General features: G+C 64.2%; 23 protein-coding genes and 1 other RNA gene. 5 read left to right on the forward strand and 19 right to left on the reverse strand.

Going from position 1 to position 22,861, the window contains the following annotated elements; all coding sequences use genetic code 11:
• Positions 1–3 precede the first annotated feature (3 nt).
• The 14 genes from OH705_RS05290 to rsmI all read right to left on the reverse strand — a co-directional run bounded on the left by OH705_RS05290 (position 4) and on the right by rsmI (position 14,988).
• A complete protein-coding gene (locus OH705_RS05290; RefSeq protein ID WP_263159198.1) occupies positions 4–960 on the reverse strand; it encodes a D-alanine--D-alanine ligase in 957 nt (318 codons plus the stop codon).
• Positions 957–2,405 carry a UDP-N-acetylmuramate--L-alanine ligase gene (gene murC, locus OH705_RS05295; RefSeq protein WP_038707416.1) on the reverse strand — a complete coding sequence of 483 codons (1,449 nt, stop codon included), beginning with the start codon at positions 2,403–2,405 and terminating at the stop codon, positions 957–959. The genes OH705_RS05290 and murC overlap by 4 nt, the downstream gene beginning before the upstream one ends.
• Entirely contained in the window at positions 2,398–3,477 is a 1,080-nt protein-coding gene (murG, locus tag OH705_RS05300; RefSeq protein WP_263159200.1) for an undecaprenyldiphospho-muramoylpentapeptide beta-N-acetylglucosaminyltransferase, read from the reverse strand. Before murG ends, murC begins: the two co-directional genes overlap by 8 nt.
• Positions 3,467–4,681, reverse strand: a complete 1,215-nt coding sequence (ftsW, locus tag OH705_RS05305) for a putative lipid II flippase FtsW (protein WP_023632511.1) — start codon at positions 4,679–4,681, stop codon at positions 3,467–3,469. Before ftsW ends, murG begins: the two co-directional genes overlap by 11 nt.
• The gene (gene murD, locus OH705_RS05310; RefSeq protein WP_267301275.1) at positions 4,678–6,024 is read right to left on the reverse strand and encodes a UDP-N-acetylmuramoyl-L-alanine--D-glutamate ligase; all 1,347 of its coding nucleotides are present in this window, start codon (positions 6,022–6,024) and stop codon (positions 4,678–4,680) included. Before murD ends, ftsW begins: the two co-directional genes overlap by 4 nt.
• 6 nt (positions 6,025–6,030) lie before the next feature.
• Positions 6,031–7,113, reverse strand: a complete 1,083-nt coding sequence (gene mraY / locus OH705_RS05315) for a phospho-N-acetylmuramoyl-pentapeptide-transferase (RefSeq protein WP_011535540.1) — start codon at positions 7,111–7,113, stop codon at positions 6,031–6,033.
• On the reverse strand, positions 7,113–8,480 hold the full coding sequence (locus OH705_RS05320; RefSeq protein ID WP_267301277.1) for a UDP-N-acetylmuramoyl-tripeptide--D-alanyl-D-alanine ligase: 1,368 nt from the start codon (positions 8,478–8,480) through the stop codon (positions 7,113–7,115). Before OH705_RS05320 ends, mraY begins: the two co-directional genes overlap by 1 nt.
• Entirely contained in the window at positions 8,473–9,960 is a 1,488-nt protein-coding gene (gene murE / locus OH705_RS05325) for a UDP-N-acetylmuramoyl-L-alanyl-D-glutamate--2,6-diaminopimelate ligase (protein ID WP_267301279.1), read from the reverse strand. The genes OH705_RS05320 and murE overlap by 8 nt, the downstream gene beginning before the upstream one ends.
• The gene (locus OH705_RS05330; RefSeq protein ID WP_172670937.1) at positions 9,960–11,687 is read right to left on the reverse strand and encodes a peptidoglycan D,D-transpeptidase FtsI family protein; all 1,728 of its coding nucleotides are present in this window, start codon (positions 11,685–11,687) and stop codon (positions 9,960–9,962) included. The genes murE and OH705_RS05330 overlap by 1 nt, the downstream gene beginning before the upstream one ends.
• The gene (gene ftsL, locus OH705_RS05335) at positions 11,687–11,980 is read right to left on the reverse strand and encodes a cell division protein FtsL (RefSeq protein WP_023630124.1); all 294 of its coding nucleotides are present in this window, start codon (positions 11,978–11,980) and stop codon (positions 11,687–11,689) included. The genes OH705_RS05330 and ftsL overlap by 1 nt, the downstream gene beginning before the upstream one ends.
• Complete coding sequence (gene rsmH, locus OH705_RS05340; RefSeq protein WP_371041614.1) at positions 11,977–12,924, reverse strand: 16S rRNA (cytosine(1402)-N(4))-methyltransferase RsmH; 948 nt, start codon at positions 12,922–12,924, stop codon at positions 11,977–11,979. Before rsmH ends, ftsL begins: the two co-directional genes overlap by 4 nt.
• Positions 12,921–13,376 carry a division/cell wall cluster transcriptional repressor MraZ gene (gene mraZ / locus OH705_RS05345; RefSeq protein WP_011535546.1) on the reverse strand — a complete coding sequence of 152 codons (456 nt, stop codon included), beginning with the start codon at positions 13,374–13,376 and terminating at the stop codon, positions 12,921–12,923. The genes rsmH and mraZ overlap by 4 nt, the downstream gene beginning before the upstream one ends.
• A 309-nt stretch (positions 13,377–13,685) precedes the next feature.
• An RNA gene (rnpB, locus tag OH705_RS05350) (RNase P RNA component class A) lies at positions 13,686–14,045 on the reverse strand.
• Between the two features lie 67 nt (positions 14,046–14,112).
• Positions 14,113–14,988: a 16S rRNA (cytidine(1402)-2'-O)-methyltransferase gene (gene rsmI, locus OH705_RS05355; RefSeq protein WP_267301285.1), complete on the reverse strand. Its 876-nt coding sequence runs from the start codon at positions 14,986–14,988 to the stop codon at positions 14,113–14,115.
• 188 nt (positions 14,989–15,176) lie between these two features.
• Between rsmI and OH705_RS05360 the strand changes: the two genes are divergently transcribed.
• The 5 genes from OH705_RS05360 to OH705_RS05380 all read left to right on the forward strand — a co-directional run bounded on the left by OH705_RS05360 (position 15,177) and on the right by OH705_RS05380 (position 18,899).
• Positions 15,177–16,994: a penicillin-binding protein activator gene (locus OH705_RS05360; protein WP_094010221.1), complete on the forward strand. Its 1,818-nt coding sequence runs from the start codon at positions 15,177–15,179 to the stop codon at positions 16,992–16,994.
• Entirely contained in the window at positions 16,994–17,365 is a 372-nt protein-coding gene (locus OH705_RS05365; protein ID WP_094010222.1) for a YraN family protein, read from the forward strand. The genes OH705_RS05360 and OH705_RS05365 overlap by 1 nt, the downstream gene beginning before the upstream one ends.
• A gap of 87 nt (positions 17,366–17,452) precedes the next feature.
• The gene (locus tag OH705_RS05370; protein ID WP_023630216.1) at positions 17,453–18,046 is read left to right on the forward strand and encodes a phosphoheptose isomerase; all 594 of its coding nucleotides are present in this window, start codon (positions 17,453–17,455) and stop codon (positions 18,044–18,046) included.
• Positions 18,043–18,621, forward strand: a complete 579-nt coding sequence (locus OH705_RS05375; protein ID WP_023630217.1) for a BON domain-containing protein — start codon at positions 18,043–18,045, stop codon at positions 18,619–18,621. The genes OH705_RS05370 and OH705_RS05375 overlap by 4 nt, the downstream gene beginning before the upstream one ends.
• Before the next feature lie 59 nt (positions 18,622–18,680).
• Entirely contained in the window at positions 18,681–18,899 is a 219-nt protein-coding gene (locus tag OH705_RS05380) for a YgdI/YgdR family lipoprotein (protein WP_023630218.1), read from the forward strand.
• Positions 18,900–18,955: 56 nt separating this feature from the next.
• Here OH705_RS05380 and OH705_RS05385 read toward each other — a convergent pair whose 3' ends face one another.
• From OH705_RS05385 to petA, 5 genes are all read right to left on the reverse strand, one after another.
• Positions 18,956–19,375 carry a ClpXP protease specificity-enhancing factor gene (locus tag OH705_RS05385; protein WP_046857019.1) on the reverse strand — a complete coding sequence of 140 codons (420 nt, stop codon included), beginning with the start codon at positions 19,373–19,375 and terminating at the stop codon, positions 18,956–18,958.
• Between the two features lie 13 nt (positions 19,376–19,388).
• The gene (locus OH705_RS05390) at positions 19,389–20,012 is read right to left on the reverse strand and encodes a glutathione S-transferase N-terminal domain-containing protein (protein ID WP_023630220.1); all 624 of its coding nucleotides are present in this window, start codon (positions 20,010–20,012) and stop codon (positions 19,389–19,391) included.
• A gap of 116 nt (positions 20,013–20,128) precedes the next feature.
• Positions 20,129–20,908 carry a cytochrome c1 gene (locus OH705_RS05395; protein ID WP_267301292.1) on the reverse strand — a complete coding sequence of 260 codons (780 nt, stop codon included), beginning with the start codon at positions 20,906–20,908 and terminating at the stop codon, positions 20,129–20,131.
• The gene (locus OH705_RS05400) at positions 20,908–22,119 is read right to left on the reverse strand and encodes a cytochrome b (RefSeq protein WP_023628712.1); all 1,212 of its coding nucleotides are present in this window, start codon (positions 22,117–22,119) and stop codon (positions 20,908–20,910) included. Before OH705_RS05400 ends, OH705_RS05395 begins: the two co-directional genes overlap by 1 nt.
• Positions 22,119–22,712: a ubiquinol-cytochrome c reductase iron-sulfur subunit gene (gene petA / locus OH705_RS05405; protein ID WP_023628711.1), complete on the reverse strand. Its 594-nt coding sequence runs from the start codon at positions 22,710–22,712 to the stop codon at positions 22,119–22,121. Before petA ends, OH705_RS05400 begins: the two co-directional genes overlap by 1 nt.
• Positions 22,713–22,861: the final 149 nt, after the last annotated feature.

Here is a 22,861-nt window from a genome sequence, read left to right on the forward strand (position 1 = left end):
CTATTAACCTCTCGTCGCTACGCTGTCGGCCAGGATCGCCAGCACCAGCTGCTGGAAGTCCAGGCCGGCGGCACGGGCCGCCATGGGCACCAGGCTATGGTCGGTCATGCCCGGTGCGGTGTTGACCTCGAGCAGCCAGAAACGGCCCTGCTCGTCCTGCATCACGTCCAGACGGCCCCAGCCCTCGATACCAACGGCATCGCAGGCGCGCGCGGTAAGGTCGATCAGCTCCTGCTCCTTGACGCTGTCCAGGCCGCACGGGATGCGGTACTGGGTGTCATTGGCGATGTACTTGGCGTCGTAGTCGTAGAACACGTGAGGGGTGCCCAGCGCGATCGGCGGCAGCACCTGGCCACGCAGCACGGCGATGGTGAACTCCGGACCGTGGATCCACTGCTCGACCAGCACTTGCGAATCGTAGTTGGCGGCGTCTTTCCAGGCGGTGACCAGCTCTTGCTCGCTGTTCACCTTGGCCATGCCGATGCTCGAACCTTCATGGGCGGGTTTGACGATCAACGGGAAGCCCAGTTCCGCACTGGCGGCCACGCAATCCTGCTCGCTGGCCAGCACGGCGTGACGCGGCGTGGGGATACCCAGGCTCTGCCACACCTGCTTGGTGCGCAGCTTGTCCATGGCCAGCGCCGAGGCGAGGATGCCGCTGCCGGTGTAGGGAATCCCCAGGCACTCGAGCAGGCCCTGCATGCTGCCATCTTCACCGCCACGGCCGTGGAGAATGATGAAGGCGCGGTCGATCTTCTCGCTCTGCAGGCGGGTCAGCAGGTCGTCGCCGACGTCGATGGCGACTACGTCGACACCAGCGTTGGTCAGCGCTTCGATCACTGCCTTGCCCGACTTCAGGGAAACCTCACGCTCGGCACTCTTGCCACCGTACAGCACGGCGACGCGGCCAAAGGCCTTGACGTCCAGGGTCGAGTGCAACTTGTCGTAGGCGCTGGTCATTTCGACTTCTCCTGCTTGGCGCCTGCGAACAGCGGGCTTTTCATCAATTGCGGGGCCAGGCCGCCGACATCGCCGGCACCCTGGCAGATCAGGATGTCGCCGGCACGCAGCAGCGGCTTGACCAGCGGCGCGAGCTCGGCGCCGCGTTCAATATAGATCGGGTCGAGCTTGCCGCGCTGGCGGATGCTGTGGCACAGCTGGCGGCTGTCGGCGCCGGGGATCGGCTCTTCGCCGGCCGGGTAGACCTCCATCAGCAGCAGCACGTTGGCATCGCCCAGCACCTGCACGAAATCGTCGTACAGATCGCGGGTGCGGCTATAGCGGTGCGGCTGGTAGACAATTACCAGGCGGCGGCTCGGCCAGCCGCCACGCACGGCCTTGATCACCGCGGCGACCTCGGTCGGGTGGTGGCCATAGTCGTCGACCAGCATCACGCTGCCACCGTCGACCGGCAGCTCGCCGTAGACCTGGAAGCGTCGACCGACGCCCTGGAAGCCCGACAGGCCCTGGACGATGGCCTCGTCGCTGATGCCTTCGTCGGTGGCGATGGCGATGGTCGCCAACGCGTTGAGCACGTTGTGGTTACCCGGCATGTTCACCGACACTTCCAGCGGCTCGCAGTCACGGCGCAGCACGGTGAAGTGGGTCTGCATGCCCTGCTGACGCACATTGATGGCGCGGATGTCGGCCTCTTCGCTGAAGCCGTAGGTAACCGTCGGGCGCTTGACCTGCGGCAGAATCTCGCGCACCACCGGGTCGTCCAGGCACATCACCGCCAGCCCATAGAACGGCAGGTTGTGGAGGAACTCGACAAAGGTCTTCTTCAGCTTGTTGAAGTCGCCTTCGTAGGTGGCCATGTGGTCGGCGTCGATGTTGGTGACCACCGCGACCATGGGCTGCAGATGCAGGAAGCTGGCGTCGCTCTCGTCGGCTTCGGCGATCAGGTAGCGGCTGGTGCCCAACTGCGCGTTGGTCCCGGCCGCGGTCAGGCGACCACCGATGACGAAGGTCGGGTCCAGGCCACCGGCGGCGAACACCGAGGCCAGCAGGCTGGTGGTGGTGGTCTTGCCGTGGGTGCCGGCCACCGCCACGCCATGGCGATAGCGCATCAGCTCGGCGAGCATCTCGGCACGCGGCACCACGGGGATGCGGCGCTCCAGTGCGGTGGCGACTTCCGGGTTGGCCGGATTGATCGCGCTGGACACCACCAGCACATCGGCATTGGCGGCGTTCTCGGCGCGGTGGCCGACGAAGATCTCGGCGCCGAACGACTCAAGGCGCTCGGTGACCGGCGACACCTTGAGGTCGGAGCCGGACACTTCATAGCCGAGGTTCAGCAGCACTTCGGCGATGCCGCACATGCCCACGCCGCCGATACCGACGAAGTGGATGCGACGGATACGGCCCATCTTGGGATGCGGCATGGCTTTCTGGCTCTCAACCATGGGCCACCTCCAGGCAGATATCCACCACGGTGCTGGTTGCGGCAGGTTTGGCCAGGCGGCGGGCGGTGCCGGCCATGGCGTTGAGTTTCTCGGGTTGCATCAGCACCTCATTCAGGCGTTCAGCGAGCTGCGCTGCGCCAGTAGTCGCTTGTGGCATCAGGAAGGCGGCGCCTTCACGTGCCAGGTATTGGGCGTTGTGGGTCTGGTGGTCGTCGATGGCATGGGGCAAGGGCACCAGCATCGAGGGCAGGCCCGCCGCCGCGAGTTCGCTGACGGTCAGGGCGCCGGCCCGGCACACCACCATATCGGCCCAGCCATAGGCATGGGCCATGTCCTTGATGAACGGTTCGACCTGGGCCTCGACCCCCGCCTCGTGATAACGCTCGGCGGTGACGGGCGCGTGGTTCCTGCCCGCCTGGTGGAAAACTTCGGGGCGCAGGTTCGCCGGCACCTCGGACAGGGCCTTAGGCAACAATTTGTTCAATGGTTCCGCACCCAGGCTGCCGCCCATGACCAACAGGCGCGCACGGCGCTCGGTCAGGGGCGCGCGCAGGGCGTCCATGAACAGCTCCGGGCGCACCGGATTGCCGGTAGTGCGCAGCTTGTCACTGGCGGCAAAGGTGTCCGGGAATGCTTCGCAGACACGCGCGGCCAGCGGCAGCAGCAACCGATTGGTGGTACCGGCGCGAGCATTCTGCTCGTGGATCACCAGTGGCACGCCACACAACCGCGCGGCTACGCCACCGGGGCCGGTCACATAGCCACCGAAGCCGACCACGCAGACCGGCTTGAGCTCACGGACGATGCGCCGCGCCTGCATCACGGCCTTGACCAGGGTGAACGGCGCCTTGAGCAGCGACAGCTTGCCCTTGCCGCGCAGGCCGCTGACCTGGATCAGGTGCAGCGGCAGGCCGGCCTGGGGCACCAGTTCGTTCTCGATGCCACGCGGGGTACCCAGCCAATGCACACTGTAGCCGCGTGCCTGGAACTCGCGGGCACAGGCCAGGGCCGGGAACACGTGGCCCCCAGTGCCACCGGCCATGATCAGGACGTTCTTGCCGTCAGCGGCCATGACTGGTCTCCTCGGCAAAATCGCTTTCCTTGAATTCGTGTTCCTCGCTGCCAAGATGGGTGCGGCTCTCCCACTCGATGCGTAAAAGCAGCCCGACACAGGCGCAACAGATCACCAGCGAGCTGCCCCCGTAGCTGAGGAACGGCAGAGTCAGGCCCTTGGTCGGCAACAGGCCGACATTCACGCCGATGTTGATCAGGAACTGGCCGATCCACAGGAATGACAAACCAAAGGCCATGTAGGCGGCGAAGAACTGCTTGGCCTTCTCGGCCCACAGGCCGATGTACAGGGCACGCACGGTGATGAACACGAACAGCGCGATGGTCAGCAACGAGCCGACCACCCCCAGCTCTTCGGCCAGTACCGAGAACACGAAGTCGGTGTGCGCCTCGGGCAGGTAGAACTGCTTCTGCACGCTATTGCCCAGGCCCACGCCCAACCATTCGCCGCGGCCGAAGGCGATCAGCGCCTGGGTCAGCTGGTAGCCGGAGCCGAATTGGTCGCTCCAGGGGTCGGTGAAGGTGATCAGGCGCGCCATCCGGTAAGGCTGGGCCTGGACCAGTACCACCACCGATATGACCGCCAGCACCACCATCAGCGAGAAGCGGAACAGCCCCACCCCGCCGAGGAACAGCATGGCCGCCGCAGCGCCCATCATCACCACCGTGGCGCCGAAGTCCGGCTCCATCAGCAGCAGGCCGGCCATTGGCAGCAGCACGATGAACGGTTTGAAGAAGCCCATCCAGCTTTCGCGCACCTCGGTCTGGCGACGCACCAGGTAGCCGGCGAGATAAATGACCACGAAGACCTTGGCGATCTCCGACGGCTGGACGTTGAAGAAGCTGAAGCCGATCCAGCGCATCGAACCGTTCACCTCACGGCCGATACCGGGCACCAGCACCAGCACCAACAGGCCGAAGGCACCGATCAGCATCATGAAGCCCATGCGCTGCCAGGTGGCGATCGGCACCAGCATGGTCATCAACCCGGCGCCCAGGCCCAGGGTGACGTACACCAGGTGGCGGAACATGTGGTACAGCGGGTTGCCGGACTGCACCGCGGCCACTTCGGAGGAGGCCGAGGTGATCATCACCAGGCCCAGGCCGAGCAGCGCCAGGCAACCGGCCAGCAGCGGGAAGTCGAGGTCGATGCCACGGCCGCTGATCAGCGGCGACGGGTACGGTTTGAGGATGCCGAAGATCATGCCAGCCCCTCCGCTGCCTGGGCGAACAGGCGCCCGCGCTCTTCAAAGTTCTTGAACATGTCGAGGCTGGCGCAGGCCGGCGACAGCAGCACCGCGTCACCGGCGTGGGCCAGCTCGGCGCAACGCTGCACGGCCTCATCGAGGGTCTGCACGGGCACCAGTTGCACGGCATCCTTCAGGGTTTCGGCCAGGCGTGCGGCATCGCGGCCGATCAGCACCACGGCGCGGCAATGCTGCGCCACCGGGGTGCGCAAGGCCGCAAAATCGGCACCCTTGCCATCGCCGCCGGCGATCAGCACCAGTTTGCCCTCGATATCGGCGCCCAGGCCTTCGATGGCCGCCAGCGCGGCACCGACGTTGGTGGCCTTGGAATCGTCGTACCAGTTCACGCCGTTGCGCTCGCGCACCCACTGACAACGATGGGCCAGGCCCTTGAATTCGCGCAGCGCTTCGAGCATCGGCTCGAACGGCAGGCCGACGGCGTGGCCGAGGGCCAGGGCAGCCAGGGCGTTGCTGTGATTGTGAGCACCACGGATCTTCAGCTCACGCACTGGCATGAGGGTCTGGAACTCGAACGCCAGGTATTTCTCGCCATCCACTTCACGCAGGCCGAAGGCCTTGAAGTCCGGTGCGTTGAGGCCAAAGGTCCAGCACGGACGGCCTTCGACCGGCAACGGACGGCTCAGGGCATCCTGGCGGTTGACCACCACCTGGCGGGCGCCGCGGAAGATCCGGTGCTTGGCCAGGTGATAGGCCGGCAGGCCGCTGTAGCGGTCCATGTGGTCTTCGCTGATGTTCAGCACGGTGGCCACTTCGGCGTTGAGCTGGTCAGTGGTCTCCAGCTGAAAGCTCGACAGCTCCAGCACGTACAGCTCGACGTCGTCAGCCAGCAAGTCCAGGGCCGGGGTGCCGAGGTTGCCGCCGACCGCCACACGTTTGCCTGCCTTGGCGGCCATCTCGCCGACCAGGGTGGTCACGGTGCTCTTGGCGTTGGAGCCGCTGATGGCCACGATCGGCGCCTTGGCGTGATGGGCGAACAGCTCGATGTCCCCGGACAGCTTGACGCCACGCGCCGCGGCCTGTTGCAGCGCAGGTGTGGCCAGGGCCAGGCCCGGGCTGACATACAGCTCGTTGGCCCGGCACAGGAAGTCCACGTCCAGCTCGCCACAGCGCACTTCCACCTGCGGGTATTCACGGCGCAGGGTGTCCAGTTCCGGCGGTTGCTCGCGGGTGTCGGCGACCGCAAAGGCAATGCCCCGGCTCGCCAGGAAGCGAACCAGGGACATGCCGCTCTTGCCGAGGCCGACAACGATGCGGAATTGGTCGGAAGCGATCAGTGACACGCTCGTTTACCTCAGTTTCAGGGTGGCAAGGCCAATCAGCACGAGAATCACGGTGATGATCCAGAAGCGGACGATCACCCGTGGCTCGGGCCAACCCTTAAGTTCAAAGTGGTGGTGGATCGGCGCCATGCGGAACACGCGCTTGCCGGTGAGCTTGAACGAAGCCACCTGGATGACCACCGACAGGGTTTCCATCACGAACACGCCGCCCATGATGAACAGGACGACTTCCTGGCGCACGATCACCGCGATGGTGCCCAGCGCAGCGCCCAGGGCCAGCGCGCCGACGTCGCCCATGAATACCTGGGCCGGGTAGGTGTTGAACCACAGGAAGCCCAGCCCCGCGCCGATCAGCGCGCCGCAGAACACGATCAGCTCGCCCGCGCCCGGCACGTAGGGGATCAGCAGGTATTCGGCGAACTTCACGTTGCCCGACAGGTAGCAGAAGATGCCCAGCGCGCCGCCAACCATCACCGTCGGCATGATCGCCAGGCCATCGAGACCGTCGGTCAGGTTGACCGCGTTGCTCGAGCCGACGATGACGAAATAAGTGAGCACGATGAAGCCGGCGCCCAGCGGGATGGCCAGGTCCTTGAGCATCGGGATGATCAGCGTGGTCTCGACGCTGGTCGGCGCGGTCTTGTACAGGAAGATCGCCGCAGCCAGGCCGAATACCGACTGCCAGAAATACTTCCAGCGGCTCGGCAGGCCGCGGGAGTTCTTCTCGATGACCTTGCGGTAGTCGTCGACCCAGCCGATGGCGCCGAACGCCAGGGTGACGATCAGCACCACCCACACATAGCGGTTGGTCAGGTCGGCCCACAGCAGGGTGCTGATGGCGATGGCGGAAAGGATCAGCGCACCGCCCATGGTCGGGGTGCCGGACTTGGACAGGTGCGATTGTGGGCCGTCGTTACGCACGGCCTGACCGATCTGGCGGATCTGCAGGGTACGGATCATCCACGGGCCCAGCCACAGGGCCAGGGACAGCGCGGTCAGTACACCCAGGATCCCGCGCAGGGTCAGGTACTGGAAGACTGCGAAGCCCTTGTGGAACTGTTGCAGATACTCAGCCAACAGCAGCAGCATTAATGTTTCTCCCCGCTGGCGCCGCACAGTGCGGCCACGACGTTTTCCATCGCAGCGCTGCGCGAGCCCTTGATCAAGATAGTGGTGTCGCTGGCGGCCTCGGCCTTGACGGCTTCGATCAGCTCAGCTTGAGTGGCGAAATGGCGGCCATTGGTACCGAATGCCTGAACGGCATGGGCCATGTTGGTGCCCACCGCGTACAGCGCATCGACCTTGCCACGTGCATAGTCACCCACCTGGCGGTGACCTTCCTCGGCCCATTGCCCCAGTTCGCCGATATCCCCGAGCACCAGGACGGTGCGGCCGGAAAAGCCGGCGAGTATATCAATGGCGGCACACATCGAGGTGGGATTTGCGTTGTAGCTGTCGTCGATCACCCGCGCGCCGCTGGGCGCAATCTTCGCAACGGTACGGCCCTTGACCGGTTGAACGGCGCCAAGGCCGGCGGCGATGCCGCTCAGGCTCAGACCAACGGCATGGGCTGCTGCTGCTGCAGCCAGGGCGTTGCTGACGTTATGGATGCCGAGCAGGTTCAATTGCACCGGGACGCTGCCGTCCGGGCCATGCAGGGTGAACGAGGGGCAGCCACGGGCGTCGCGGCCGATATCGCTGGCGTGGAAGTCGGCCTGCGGGTTGTCCAGCGCAAAGCTGACGACGCGGTGATTGCCCGCGCGCCGACGCCAGATATCGAACGCCTTGTCGGCCAGGTTGAGGATGGCCGTGCCACCCTCGCCCAGGCCTTCGAGGATCTCGCCCTTGGCCTCGACGATCTTCTCCGGGCCGCCGAACTCGCCGACGTGGGCGGTACCGGCGTTGTTGATGATGACTACCTGTGGCCGGGTCAGGCCGACGGTGTAGCGGATCTCGCCGATGCGCGAGGCCCCCAGCTCGATCACCGCGGCGCTGTGCTCCGGGGCGATCTCCAGCAGGGTCAGCGGTGCGCCGAGGTCGTTGTTGAGGTTGCCACGGGTGGCATGCACCGGCCCACGGGTGCGCAGGATCGCGGCGAGCATTTCCTTGACCGTGGTCTTGCCGCTGGAGCCGGTGATGGCCACCACTGGCTTGTCGAAGGCTGCACGATTCAGCGCGCCGAGCTGACCAAGCGCCACGCGGCAGTCGGCGACCACCAGTTGCGGCAGATCGACACCGGGGATTTCGCGCTCGACCAGCGCGGCAACCGCCCCCTTGGCCTTCACATCGGCCAGGTAGTCATGGCCATCGAAGCGCGGCCCGCTGAGGGCGACGAACAGTTGACCGGCAGCGACGCTGCGGCTGTCGATGCTGACGCCGGTGAAACTGGCGTCGGCGCCTGCCAGGCGTGCGTTCAAAGCAGCAGTCAGCTGGCTGAGCATCATGAGCTTAAGCATGTGGAGCCTCCCAGGCGGCAAGGGCCTTCTCGGCTTCGACCAGATCGGAGAAGTCATGGCGCTCGCCATTGATCTCCTGGTAATCCTCGTGGCCCTTGCCGGCCAGGACGATCACATCCTCGGCAGCAGCAGTGGCGACCAGATGGGCAATGGCCAGGCCACGGCCAGCGACGAACTCCACGCTGTCGGGCTGGGCAAAGCCGGGGCGAATGTCATCGAAGATGCGCTGCGGATCCTCGGTACGCGGGTTGTCATCAGTCACCAGCACACGATCGGCCAGGCGCTCGGCGACTGCCGCCATCAGCGGACGCTTGCCGGCGTCACGATCACCACCACAGCCGAACAGGCACAGCAGCTTGCCGTGGGCGTGCGGGCGCAATGCCTCGAGCACCTTTTCCAGGGCATCCGGGGTGTGGGCGTAGTCGACCACCACCAACGGCTTTTTACCGCCACCCAGGCGCTGCATGCGGCCGACCGGGCCCTGCAGCTGCGGAGTGACTTTGAGAATTTCGTCCAGCGAATAGTCCAGCGCCAGCAGGGTAGCCACCGCCGCCAGCATGTTGCTCAGGTTGAAGCGCCCCAGCAGCTGGCTGCACAGGCTGCGTTCGCCCTGTGCGGTAACGAGGGTGGCTCGTACGCCATCATCGTCGAACGTGGCCTCGCGGCAGAACAGCGAAGCGTCGGGGTTCTCCAGGCTGTAGCTGAGCAACCGGGTCTCGATATGATCGGTACTCGGGCGGCGGGCGAAGTCGGCGGCCAGGCGGCGTCCGAACTCATCATCCAGGTTGACCACCTGGCAACGCAGGCTCGGCCAGGCGAACAGCTTGGCCTTGGCGGCCTCATAGGCCTCCATGCTGCCGTGATAGTCCAGGTGATCGCGCGACAGGTTGGTCATCACCGCGATATCGAACTCCAGCGCGGCGACGCGCCCTTGCTCAAGGGCGTGAGAGGACACTTCCATGGCCACGGCCTTGGCGCCGCTCTTTTTCAGGTCGTTCAAGGTCGATTGCACGGCAATCGGGTCCGGCGTGGTCAGGCGGCCGCTCTGCAATTCACCGTAGAAGCCGGTGCCCAGGGTGCCGATCAGCCCGCAACGCTGACCAAGGGCGTCGAGCGCCTGAGCCACCAGCTGGGTGACGCTGGTCTTGCCATTGGTACCGGTGACACCCACCAGGTTCAACTGGCGGCTGGGCTCGCCATAGAAGCGCCCGGCGATCTGCGACAGCTGGCCGATCAGCCCTTTGACCGGGATCAGCGGCACGTCGGTAAGCGGCAACACGCAGGTGCCCTGCTCTTCATAGGCGACCGCGGCGGCGCCACGGGCCAGCGCGTCGGCAATATGCTCACGGCCGTCGACCTTGGCGCCCGGCACAGCGAGGAACAGATCGCCCTGGCGCACCTGGCGGCTGTCCAGGGTCAGCTCGCGGATCAACGGATCGCGGCTGGCATGGGCGAACAGTTTGCTCAATGGCATCGTCATCAACCTCGCCCTCCCTTGGCGGGTACTGCGCTGGCTTGCTGCGTCGAGGGCGGCAGGTTGTCCGGCGGTACATTCATCAGGCGCAGGGTGCCCGACATCACTTTGCTGAATACGGGTGCCGAGACCAGGCCGCCGAAGTAGCCGCCCTTGCTCGGTTCGTCGATGACCACGACGATGGCATAGCGCGGGTCGCTCATCGGGCCGAAGCCGGCGAACAGCGAACGGTAGGCGTTCTCGGTGTAGCCCTTGGAACCGACGGTGGCTTTACGCGCCGTACCGGACTTGCCACCCACGTGGTAGAACGGCACCTGGGCACGGAATACCCCGCGCGGCGCTTCGATTACCTGCTGCAGCATGCCCTGCACGGTTTCGGCGGTTTCCTTGGGGATCGCCTGGACCGATTCCGGGGCCTTGTCGACCTTGAGGATCGACAGCGGCACCATCTTGCCGTCGTTGGCCAGTGCGGCGTAGGCATGCACCAGCTGCAGGGCGGTCACCGACACGCCGTAGCCATACGACAAGGTCGCGGTCTCGGCCTTGCGCCACTCGCGGTGGTTGGGCAGGTTGCCGACACGCTCGCCGGGGAAGCCGAGGCCGGTGTACTGGCCCAGGCCTACCTGGGACATGACCCGGTAGATGGCCTCGCCACCGATATCGAAGGCGATCTTGCTCATGCCGACGTTGGACGAGTTGATCAGGATGCCGGTCAGGTCGAGAATCGGGCCCTCGCTGCGCGACACGTCCTTGATGGTGTAGCGGCCGATTTGCAGGCTGCCCGGATAGACCTCGACCTTGTCGGTGACCTTCCAGCGGCCACTCTGCAAGGCGGCGCTCATCGAAATCGGCTTGACCGTCGAGCCAGGCTCGAACACATCGATGATCGCCCGGTTGCGCATCGCGGCCGGGAACATGCTGCGGCGGTTGTTCGGGTTGTAGGTCGGCTGGTTGACCATGGCCAGGACCTCGCCGGTCTTGACGTCCATGATCACCAGGCTGCCGGCCTTGGCTTCCTGTTCGGCAATGGCGTTGCGCAGCTCGCGGGTGGCCAGGTACTGCAGACGCAGGTCTATCGACAACGCCAAGGTCTTGCCGGCCTTGGCGTTCTTGGTTACCTGGATGTCCTTGATCAGCCGGCCACGCCGGTCCTTGATCACCTGCCGCTTGCCGGGCACCCCGGCGAGCCATTCGTCGTAGGCGAGTTCGACGCCTTCACGACCATGGTCATCCAGGTCGGTGAAGCCGACCATGTGTGCGGTGACGTCGCCGGCCGGATAGAAGCGGCGGAACTCTTCGAGGCCGTAGACGCCCGGAACCTTCAGGTCGAGGACGTGCTGGCCCTGCTCCGGGGTCAGGCCGCGGACCAGGTAGATGAACTCCTTGCTGGCCTGCTGGGTGAGACGTTCGCTCAATTGCTGCGGATTTTGCCCGAGCGCGGCGGCCAGCTGTGGCCAGCGATCCTTGGCCGCTTGCATTTCCTTGGGGTTGGCCCACAAGGTGGTGACGGGCGTACTGACAGCCAGCGGCTCGCCGTTGCGATCGGTGATCAGGCCGCGGTGCGCGGGGATGGGAATATGGCGCAGGCTGCGAGCATCGCCCTGGCCCTTGAGGAAGTCGCGGTCGACGACCTGCAAGTCGATGATGCGCCAGCAAATGGCACCGACCATCAGCGCCAGCAAACCGATCACCACCCGGAAGCGCCAGGGGTAGAGTGCGCCTTCGAGCTTCATCATGGCGCCACCATTCGCACTTCGTCAGCGGCGGGCACGCGCATCCTGAGCTGCTCCGAGGCCAGGCTCTCGATACGGCTGGAGGCAGTCCAGGTGCTTTGCTCAAGGATCAACCGGCCCCACTCGGCCTGGGCCTTGTCGCGCTCGTTCAGTTCACCGTACAGGGTGTTGAGCAACTGACGGTTCCAGTGGGCGCTGTAGGAAACGGCGATCGCCGAAATCAGCACGGCGACGAACAGCAGAAGCATCAGGAAGCTTCCGCCTGGCAGCGGCTTGGCAAACAGCCTGCTCACCGCAACTTCTCCGCGACCCGCATGACGGCGCTGCGCGACCGAGGGTTGGCCTTGAGTTCGGTTTCGGAGGCGAACTGCGCCTTGCCGATCAATTTGATCTTCGGCTCGAAGGCCTTGTGCTGGACCGGCAGGTTGCGCGGCAAATTGTCTGCCTCGCCCTTGACCAGCTTGCGCATGAACAGTTTGACGATACGGTCTTCCAACGAGTGGAAGCTGATCACTGCCAGGCGGCCACCCACCTCAAGGGCGTCGAGCGCGGCTTCAAGGCCGGTCTCGAGGTCGCCAAGCTCGTTGTTGACATGGATGCGCAGGCCCTGGAAAGCGCGGGTCGCAGGGTTCTTGCCCTTTTCCCAGGCCGGGTTGGCGACCTTGAGCACTTCCGCCAGGTCGGCGGTACGGGTGAACGGCTGCTTCTCGCGGCGCTCGACCACGGCGCGCGCCATGCGGCCGGCGAAGCGCTCCTCGCCGTACTCCTTGAACACCCGGGCAATTTCTTCGACGGGGGCGGTGGCGACGAACTCGGCGGCGCTGATGCCCTGGCCCGGGTTCATGCGCATGTCCAACGGGCCGTCGTTGAGGAAGCTGAAGCCGCGCTCGGGGTCGTCCAGTTGCGGCGAGGATACGCCCAGGTCGAGCAGGATGCCGCTGACCTTGCCGTCCAGGCCGCGGGCGCGCACTTCGTCGCCGAGTTCGGCAAAGCTGCGCTGCACAATGACAAAGCGGCCGTCTTCGGCCGCCAGCGCTTGCCCGGTGGCAATCGCCTGAGGATCCTTGTCGAAGCCCAGCAACCGCCCTTGCGGCCCGAGCTTGCTGAGGATCAGGCGGCTGTGGCCGCCACGCCCGAAGGTGCCGTCCAGATAGCAACCGTCGGCGCGCAGGGCCAATGCCTCGACGGCTTCGTCGAGGAGGACGGTGATGTGGTTGAAGCCGCTATCTATGGTCACAGGATCAGGTCACGCAAATCATCGGGCATGGCGCCCGGTTGTTGAATAGCTGCAAGGTCAGCTGCCGAAACCGCGTTCCAGGCATCCTCATCCCACAGCTGGAATTTGTTCAGCTGCCCCACCAGCATCGCCTTCTTGTCCAGCTTGGCGTACTCACGCAGACGGGGCGGCACCAGGAAACGCCCACTGCCATCGAGCTCCAGGTCCACCGCATTGCCAATCAGCAAACGCTGCAGGCGACGGTTTTCCTCACGCAACGACGGCAAGGCACGCAACTTGGCTTCTATCTGTTCCCACTCATCGAGGGGATAAACACACAAGCAGGGGTCAACGGCGTCGATGGTCACGATCAATTGACCATTGCAACGCGAATCGAGCTCGTCACGGTACCGGCTCGGCATGGCGAGACGGCCCTTTGCATCGAGGCTGACGGCGTTGGCTCCGCGGAACACGGCTGCGATTCCCCACAATGTTAGCTTTTTTGTGCCAGAAAACCCACTTCATCCCACTTTCTGCCACTTGCGCACACTATAGGAATCCGCCCGCCACACCGTCAAGGCACGTTCATAAGGAAATCCCTTACAGGACGGCGATTTAGCGCAACAAAGGAAGGGAGAAGGATTACAGGCGGGAAAAACTGACGGGAAAAATCAAACACACTCAAGCGGATAGAGTGAGAAGTTAAAGTAATTTATTAAGAGTAAGATTTTTTCGGTATTACCAGGACGCATCTGCTATCGATTCAAGCAGGAAAGGAAGAGGTGGAGAGTCGATCTGTAAGCCGGGTTTTGTCGAGGACAGTCATTCCTCTACGACGGCCATCACTGGACGCCTCTAGCAACCTACCCGGTTCCGACGCGGGCCACGCCGTATGGAACCCTATTTGGTCTTGCTCCGAGTGGGGTTTACCTAGCCACGGACTGTTGCCAGCCGTGCGGTGCGCTCTTACCGCACCTTTTCACCCTTACCGGCACCGAAGTGCTTAGGCGGTTGTTTTCTGTGGCACTTTCCGTAGGCTCGCGCCTCCCAGGCGTTACCTGGCACTCTGCCCTATGGAGCCCGGACTTTCCTCCCCCGCCTTTTGCGGAACAAAAGACGGCAGCGACTGTCCGATCGACTCTCCGCCGCCAAGGTTACCGGTAGCAGCGCTCAAGAACAAGCGGCGCGACCATTAATACCATTATGCCACTAATGGGCTTTCTGCTTTTCCAGGGCCAACTGATAGAGCAGGTTCTTGCGCACCCCGGTGATCTCGGCCGCCAGCGCCGCTGCTTTCTTCAGCGGCAGTTCGGCCAGCAGCAGATCCAGCACCCGCTGCGCCTCGGTGCTGATCGCCTGCTCGCCCTCCGGCGCGCTCCAACCGGCCACCAGCACCACACACTCGCCACGCTGCTGATTGCTGTCACCCTGGACGAATGCGCGCAACTCGGCCAACGGCAAGCCTTTGAGGGTCTCGAAAGTCTTGGTGATCTCACGCGCCAGCAGCGCCGGTCGATCGCCACCGAACACCGCCTCCATGTCCTCCAGACACTCGAGGATCCGGTGTGGCGCCTCGTAGAAGATCAGGGTGCGCGGCTCTTCCTTGACCTGCTCCAGACGCGCACGGCGCCCGGCGGCCTTGGCCGGCAGGAAGCCTTCGAAGATGAAGCGGTCCGACGGCAACCCCGCCGCCGACAGCGCGGCGATCAACGCACAGGCACCCGGCACCGGCACCACCTGCACGCCCGCAGCACGCGCCTGGCGTACCAGGTGATAGCCCGGATCGGAAATCAGCGGCGTGCCGGCATCGGACACCAGCGCCACATCGTCGCCGGCCAGCAGGCGAGTGATGAAGCGCCCGCCCTCGTCACGCTCGTTGTGCTCATGGCAAGCGGCCAGCGGCGTGTCGATGCCGAAATGCTGCAGCAGACGCACCGAGTGGCGGGTGTCCTCGGCGGCGATCAGGCTGACATCCGCCAGCACCTTCAGCGCCCGGGCGCTCATGTCGTCGAGGTTGCCGATGGGCGTGGCAACGACGTAAAGCTTGCCCAACGTGGATTTCGAAACCCCTGCAACATCAGTCACTGCGCACACCTGCTTTCCGGATCAAAGGTCGCCATTGTAGCCCGAGCACCGGTAACAGGGCGCAAAGAACTTCGCCCCGGGCACACCACGGGCCACCTATAGTGAAGGTTCAGTGTCGGCGAGATCGCGCCGCGCCCCCCGCTTGGGTACAATTGCCGGCCAACTTGATCGAGTAACAGGACCTTTACATGATCGCTTGTCTGCGGCTGCTCACAGCCCTCTGCCTTGCTGCCCTGCTGGCAGCCTGCGCCAGCTCGCCCTCATCCAGCCTGGGCGAACTGCCACGCACCCCGGACGCCAGCATCGAGCAACTGCTCGAGAAGGCGGCCTCCAGCAAGTCCGCCGAGGATGCGGCCCTGCTGCGCTTGAGCGCCGCGGACCTGGCATACAAGCAAAAGGATTTCCCGCGCGCCGCGCGGATTCTCGAGCAGGTCCCGCTGGAGCCGCTCAAGCCCGCCCAGCAGGTGTTCGCCTCCACCCTGGCCGCCGAGCTCGCCATGAGCCGCAACCAGCCCAAGGCCGCCCTGACCGCCCTCGCCCACCCGAGCCTGCAGCGCGTCGGCGAACTGCCGACCGAGCAGCAGGCCCGCACCTACAGCGTTCATGCCGCAGCCCTCGAAGCCGACGGCCAGGCCCTGGCCGCCGCCCAGCAGCGCGCGCTGCTGGCCCCCCTGCTTAGCGGCCAGGCCGCCAGCGCCAACAATGACGCGATCTGGGCCCTGGTCGCCTCGCTGCCCGCCGAACAACTGCAGCAGCCGGCCGCCGACGAGACCCTGGCCGGCTGGACCAGCCTGGCCCTGGCCGTGAAGCGCGCCGGCACCCTGGAACAGCAACAGGCCGCCATTGACACCTGGCGCCAGCAGCACCCCGAACACCCGGCAGCCAAGCAATTGCCGACAGCCCTGGTCAAGCTCAAGGAGCTGGCCAGCCAGCCACTGACCAAGATCGCCCTGCTGCTGCCCCAGGAGGGCCCACTGGCCGGTGTCGCCCGTGCGCTGCGTGACGGCTTCATGGCCGCTCACTTCCAGGCCCAGCAAGGTGGCCAGCCCGCCCCTGCGGTACAAGTGTTCGACAGCTCGCGCATCACCTCGCTCGACGACTTCTACCGTCAGGCCCAGGCTGCCGGCGTGCAACTGGTGGTCGGCCCGCTGGAAAAGCCGCTGGTCAAGAAGCTCGCCGCCTACCCGCAACTGCCTATCACCACCCTGGCCCTGAACTACGCCGACGCCGGCCAAAAAGCGCCGCCACAGCTGTTCCAGTTCGGCCTGGCCGCCGAGGACGAAGCCCGCGAAGTGGCACGCCGTGCCCGCGCCGACGGCATGGTTCGCGCCGTGGCCCTGGTACCGAGCGGTGAATGGGGCGACCGCGTGCTCGCCGCCTTCCGCCAGGACTGGGAAGGCAATGGCGGCACCCTGATCACCGCGCAGCGCATCGCCCAGCCCGTCGCCCTTGCCCAGCAGATCGCCGATCTGTTCCAGTTGCGCCAGAGCGAAGGCCGCGCCAAGAGCCTGCAGAGCACCGTCGGCGGCACCATCGCCGCGCAGCCTTCGCGCCGCCAGGACATCGACTTCATCTTCCTCGCCTCGACGCCGCAGCAGGCCCAGCAGATCAAGCCGACACTGAACTTCCAGTACGCCGGCGACGTGCCGGTCTACGCCACCTCCAACCTGTACAGCGCCAGCGGTGACGTGAACCAGTACAACGACATGAACGGCATCCGCTTCTGCGAAACGCCTTGGCTGCTGGACACCACCAACAGCCTGCGCCAGCAAGTCGTGCAGCAGTGGCCCCAGGCCGCCGGTAGCCTCGGCCGCCTGTACGCCATGGGCGTCGACGCCTACAGCCTGGCTCCGCGCCTGGGCCAGCTCAAAGCGCTGCCGGACAACCGCGTCGAAGGCCTGTCCGGTAGCCTGAGCATGAACCCCAGCCAGCGCATCGAACGCCAGCTGCCATGGGCCGAATTCGCCGGCGGCCAGGTCAAGCGCCTGCCGGACACCCCTCGCTGATGCCCGGCGCATCGCCCAGCCTTGCCGGCCAGACAGCCGAAGATCACGCCCTTGAATACCTTCAAGGGCAAGGTCTGCGGCTACTGGAGCGCAACTGGCGATGCAAGGGGGGCGAGCTCGATCTGGTCATGCTCGATGCCGATACAGTAGTATTCGTCGAAGTCCGCTACCGGTTGCATGCGGAGTTCGGCGGAGCGCTCGCCAGTATCGATGGGCGCAAGCAGCAACGACTGGCGCTTGCCGCCAACCTCTTCCTGCAGCACGAACCCCGCTGGGCCACCCGCCCCTGCCGCTTCGACGTTATCGCCCTGCAGGGCCGGGGGCATGCGGGGCAACCGCTTCAATGGCTGAAAAATGCCTTCGAATGCTGAACCCAATTCGATTTTCTAGCTCTATGTTTCGCGGGCTGGTCACTGTTGCGCGTAGCAAAGGCCACCGCCCCTCTTAAGGTCACCCAGATGGACATGCAATCCCGAATTCGCCGGCTGTTTCAGGCCAGCATCGACACCAAGCAACAGGCAATGGACATCCTGGCACCCCACATCGAGCAGGCCAGCCTGGTCATGGTCAACGCCCTGCTCAACGACGGCAAGATGCTCGCGTGCGGCAACGGCGGCTCGGCCGGCGATGCCCAGCACTTCTCCTCGGAGTTGCTCAACCGCTTCGAGCGCGAGCGCCCGAGCCTGCCGGCCATTGCCCTGACCACCGACAGCTCCACACTGACCTCGATCGCCAACGACTACAGCTACAACGAAGTCTTCTCCAAGCAGATCCGCGCCCTGGGCCAGCCCGGCGACGTGCTGCTGGCGATCTCCACCAGCGGTAATTCGGCCAACGTGATCCAGGCGATCCAGGCCGCTCATGACCGCGAAATGATTGTCGTCGCCCTGACCGGGCGCGATGGCGGCGGCATGGCCTCGCTGCTGCTGCCCGAGGACGTCGAAATCCGCGTCCCCGCCACGGTCACCGCGCGCATCCAGGAAGTCCACCTGCTGACGATCCACTGTCTGTGCGACCTGATCGACAGCCAACTGTTCGGGAGTGAAGAATGATCTCCAAGCGTATCGGCCTGATGGCCCTGACCCTGTGCCTCGGCGTATCGGGCTGCAGTTCCGTGCTCACCTCGGCGCGCAACTCGCCTATCGAGGATGACCGCGGCACCCGCACCATCGGCAGCAAGATCGATGACTCGCTGATCGAGACCAAGGTCTCGGTCAACATCGCCAAGGCCAACCCGGAGCTGGACAAAGGCTCGCACATCGTCGTCAGCAGCTACAACGGTGTCGTGCTGCTTGCCGGCCAGACCCCACGCGCCGATCTCAAGTCCCTCGCCGAGCAGACCGCCGGCCAGGTGCAGCGAGTCAAGAAGGTACACAACGAGCTGCAAGTCATTCAGCCGTCGTCGATCCTGGCGCGCAACAACGACGCCTGGCTGACCACCAAGATCAAGACCCAGATGCTGACCGACGAGAGCGTGCCCAGCTCGCGCATCAAGGTGATCACCGAAAACGGCATCGTCTACCTGCTCGGCCTGGTAAGACAGCAAGAGGCCAACGCTGCCACCAATGTGGTGCAAGGTGTGTCGGGCGTACAGAAGATCGTCAAGCTGTTCGAGTACATCGACTGACAACTCCTTGGCGAGCGTCGGGACGCTCGCCTTTTTCACTCTGATCCAGGAAGTACCCCATGAAAAAGCTGCTGCTGCCCGCCCTGCTGATCGGCACCTTCGCCACCCTGGCCGGCTGCTCCACTCCGAGCGTGATCACCCTCAACGATGGCCGCGAACTGCAGACCACCGACACGCCGCACTTCGACCGCAACTCCGGCTTCTACGAGTTCAAGCAACTGGATGGCAAGCCGACCCGCATCAACAAGGACCAGGTGCAGAGCATCAAGGACCTGTAATTGCGGCAGTAATGAAAAAGGCGATCCCTGCGGATCGCCTTTTTCATTACTGCCTGTTACTTCACGACTTTCAGGCTCGGACGACCACTCGGACGCGGCGGCTCGGGCGGACCGTCATCATCCGGCTCGACACCGTCGTCCTCAAGGTCATCCTCGTCCGCGAGCGGCGGCTCCAGCTCGAAGACCATGCCCTGGCCATTCTCCCGGGCGTAGATCCCCAGGATGGCGCCAATCGGCACATACAGCGTATGCGCCACGCCACCGAAGCGCCCTTCGAAGCTAACCGCCTCGTTGTCCATATGCAGGCTACGCACGGCACTGGGGGAGATGTTCAGGACGATCTGGCCATCGCTGGCGAAACCTTGTGGCACCTGGACCGCCGGGTATTCGGCATTGACCAGCATATGGGGCGTGCAATCGTTGTCGACGATCCACTCGTACAGCGCACGAACCAGATAGGGGCGACTGGAGTTCATCAACGGCTCCTCTTTAAACCTTGCGCATTTCACGTTCAGTAGCAGACAGGCTCGCCTGGAAAGGCTCGCGGGCGAACTGTCGCTCCATGTAATCCAGCAGCGGCTTGGCCTGCCGCGGCAACTCGATACCCATCACCGGCAAGCGCCAGAGTATGGGCAGTAGACAGCAATCGACCAGACTCTGCTCCTCGCTCATGAAGCAGGCCATTTCAGCGAATAGCGGAGCCACGCCCGTCAGGCTCTCGCGCAACTCCTTGCGCGCCTGGGTACGTGCCGGCTCGCTGCTGCGCGGGTCCAGCACGGTGTCGGCCAGGCTGCACCAGTCGCGCTGGATGCGGTGCATCAGCAGGCGGCTGTTGCCGCGAGCCACCGGATAGACCGGCATCAGCGGCGGGTGCGGGTAACGCTCCTCGAGGTACTCCATCACCACGCTCGACTCGTACAGCGCCAGATCGCGATCGACCAGGGTCGGCAGACTGCCGTAAGGGTTCACTTCGACCAGCTTGGGTGGCAGGCGATTGCGGTCGACATCGATAATCTGCACCGTAACGCCTTTCTCCGCGAGCACCAGGCGTACCCGGTGGGAGTAATGGTCAGCGGGGTCGGAATAGCAGGCTAACCTGTTGGTTGCGCCCATGTAGCGCCTCCTCGTACGGGATGCTTGTAATACTGCAAATGAAAACGCGCCCGGGGTGCCCCAGCGACATCGCTGGGCACCCCGGGCGCGTTCAACTACCAGAAACTACTGCGTGATCAGTGCACGTCCTTCCAGTATTCGCGCTTGAGCAAGTAGGCGAACACGAAGAAGAAAGCCAGGTACAGCAACACGTAGGTACCGATGCGCTGGCTTTCCAGTTTGACCGGGTTGGCCGAATAGGCCAGGAAGGTCACCAGGTTCTTGACCTTCTCGTCGAACTGCTCGGTCGTCAGGGTACCGGATTTCTCTTCGACGGTCAGCTGGTCACACGCTTCATGGGTCAATGGGGTGCCGGTCAGCGGGTCGTATTGCTTCTTGCCATCGACCACGCTTTGCACCTGCTTGCAACCAATCACTTGGTTGCCCTGCAGACCAACCAGTACGTTAGGCATGCCGACGTTGGGGAAGACCTTGTTGTTCACCCCATATGGCCGCGCCTTGTCCTCATAGAAACTGCGCAGGTAGGTGTACAACCAGTCGTTGCCACGCACCCGGGCAACCAGGGTGAGGTCGGGCGGCGCGGCGCCGAACCAGGTCTTGGCATCGTTCGGCTGCATGCCGATTTTCATGTGATCGCCGATCTTGGCGCCGGTGAACACCAGGTTTTCGAGCATAAGCTCGTGGGGAATCCCCAGGTCATCGGCGACACGCTCGTAACGCTGGAACTTGGCGCTATGGCACCCCATGCAATAGTTGGCGAAGGTACGCGCCCCATCCTGCATCGCGGCCTTGTCGGTCAGGTCGATATCGACCTTGTCCAGCTCCAGGCCGTGCTCGGCGGCGAACGAAAGGCCAGGCATCAATGCCAGCAAGCATACTGCAATAAACTTTTTCATCAGCCAGTCACCCTTTCCGGAACCGGTTTGGTCTTCTCGAGCCTTGTGTAGAACGGCATCAGCAGGAAGTAGGCGAAGTACAACACGGTGCACACCTGCGACAGCAAGGTACGCCCCGGGGTCGGCGCCAGCACGCCCAGCACGCCAAGGATGACGAAGGCCACGCAGAACACCAGCAACCAGATCTTGCTCAGCCAGCCCTTGTAGCGCATCGAGCGCACCGGACTGCGGTCAAGCCAGGGCAACACGAACAGCACCGCGATTGCCGCGCCCATGGCAATTACCCCGAACAGTTTGTCGGGCACCGCGCGCAGGATCGCGTAGAACGGTGTGAAGTACCACACAGGCGCGATGTGCTCAGGGGTCTTGAAAGCGTTGGCCTGCTCGAAGTTCGGTTTTTCCAGGAAGTAGCCACCCATTTCCGGGAAGAAGAACACCACGGCACAGAACACGAAGAGGAACACCACGACCCCGGCGATATCCTTGACGGTGTAGTACGGGTGGAACGGGATGCCATCCAGCGGAATGCCGTTCTCGTCCTTCTTCTTCTTGATGTCCACGCCATCGGGGTTGTTCGAACCCACTTCGTGCAGCGCCAGGATATGCAGCACCACCAGGCCCAGGATCACGATCGGCAAGGCCACCACGTGCAGGGCGAAGAAGCGGTTCAGGGTGATGCCGGAGATCAGGTAGTCACCACGAATCCACTGGGTCAGGTCATCACCGATCACCGGGATCGCGCCGAACAGCGAGATGATCACCTGGGCACCCCAGTACGACATCTGCCCCCAGGGCAGCAGGTAGCCCATGAACGCCTCGGCCATCAGCGCCAGGTAGATCAGCATGCCGAACAGCCAGACCAGCTCGCGGGGCTTCTGGTAGGAGCCGTAGAGCAGCCCGCGGAACATGTGCAGGTAGACCACGATGAAGAACGCCGAGGCGCCGGTGGAGTGCAGGTAGCGCAGGATCCAGCCGTACTCGACGTCGCGCATGATGTACTCGACCGAGGCGAAGGCCTCTTCCGCCGAGGGGGTGAAACTCATGGTCAGCCACACGCCGGTGACGATCTGGTTGACCAGCACCAGCAACGCCAGCGAGCCGAAGAAGTACAGGAAGTTGAAGTTCTTGGGCGCGTAATACTTGCTTAGATGGTCTTCCCACATCTTCGTCGCGGGGAAGCGCGCATCGATCCACTCCATGAACTTGCTCATCATGCGTTCTCCTGATCGACGCCGATGACGATGATTTCGTCCGACTCGTACGAGTGCGGTGGCACTGGCAGGTTGAGAGGCGCCGGCTGGGATTTGTAGACACGCCCGGCAAGGTCGTAGTGCGAACCGTGGCAGGGGCAGAAATAGCCACCGACCCACTTCGGCCCGAGGTCAGCCGGGGCGACCTCAGGGCGGAAGGTCGGCGAACAACCCAGGTGTGTGCACAGGCCGACCAGGATGAGAATCTCGGGCTTGATCGAGCGGACTTGCGGGTCGACGTAGGTAGGCTGCACCGACGCCTTGGATTCAGGGTCGGACAGCTCGCCGGTGATCTTTTTCAGATTACCGAGGATCTCCTCCGTTCGCCGCACGATGAATACAGGTTGCCCACGCCATTCAGCTACCATCTGCTGACCGGGCTCGACCTTGGCGATATTGACCTTCACCGGTGCCCCTGCGGCTTTCGCCTTGGCACTGGGAAACCATGACCCCACGAACGGTACCGCTGCCCCCACTGCCCCCGCTGCCCCGACCACGGATGTCGCGGCTACGAGGAAGCGGCGCCGGCCTGCGTTGACGCCGTCATTGCTCATTCAGTCCTCTCCCATCAGCTTGCTTGGCCTGTTTGAACAGGCATCTACTTAGGTACGTCTGTGGCACTAAAAATTGGCCGCAATGGTAAGGAACAAATCCACACGCTGACAAGGTGATTACCCGCTCGTCGGGCCACTACCCTCGCTTT

It is taken from the genome of Pseudomonas sp. BJa3 (assembly GCF_026343815.1).
Lineage (GTDB): Bacteria > Pseudomonadota > Gammaproteobacteria > Pseudomonadales > Pseudomonadaceae > Aquipseudomonas > Aquipseudomonas soli.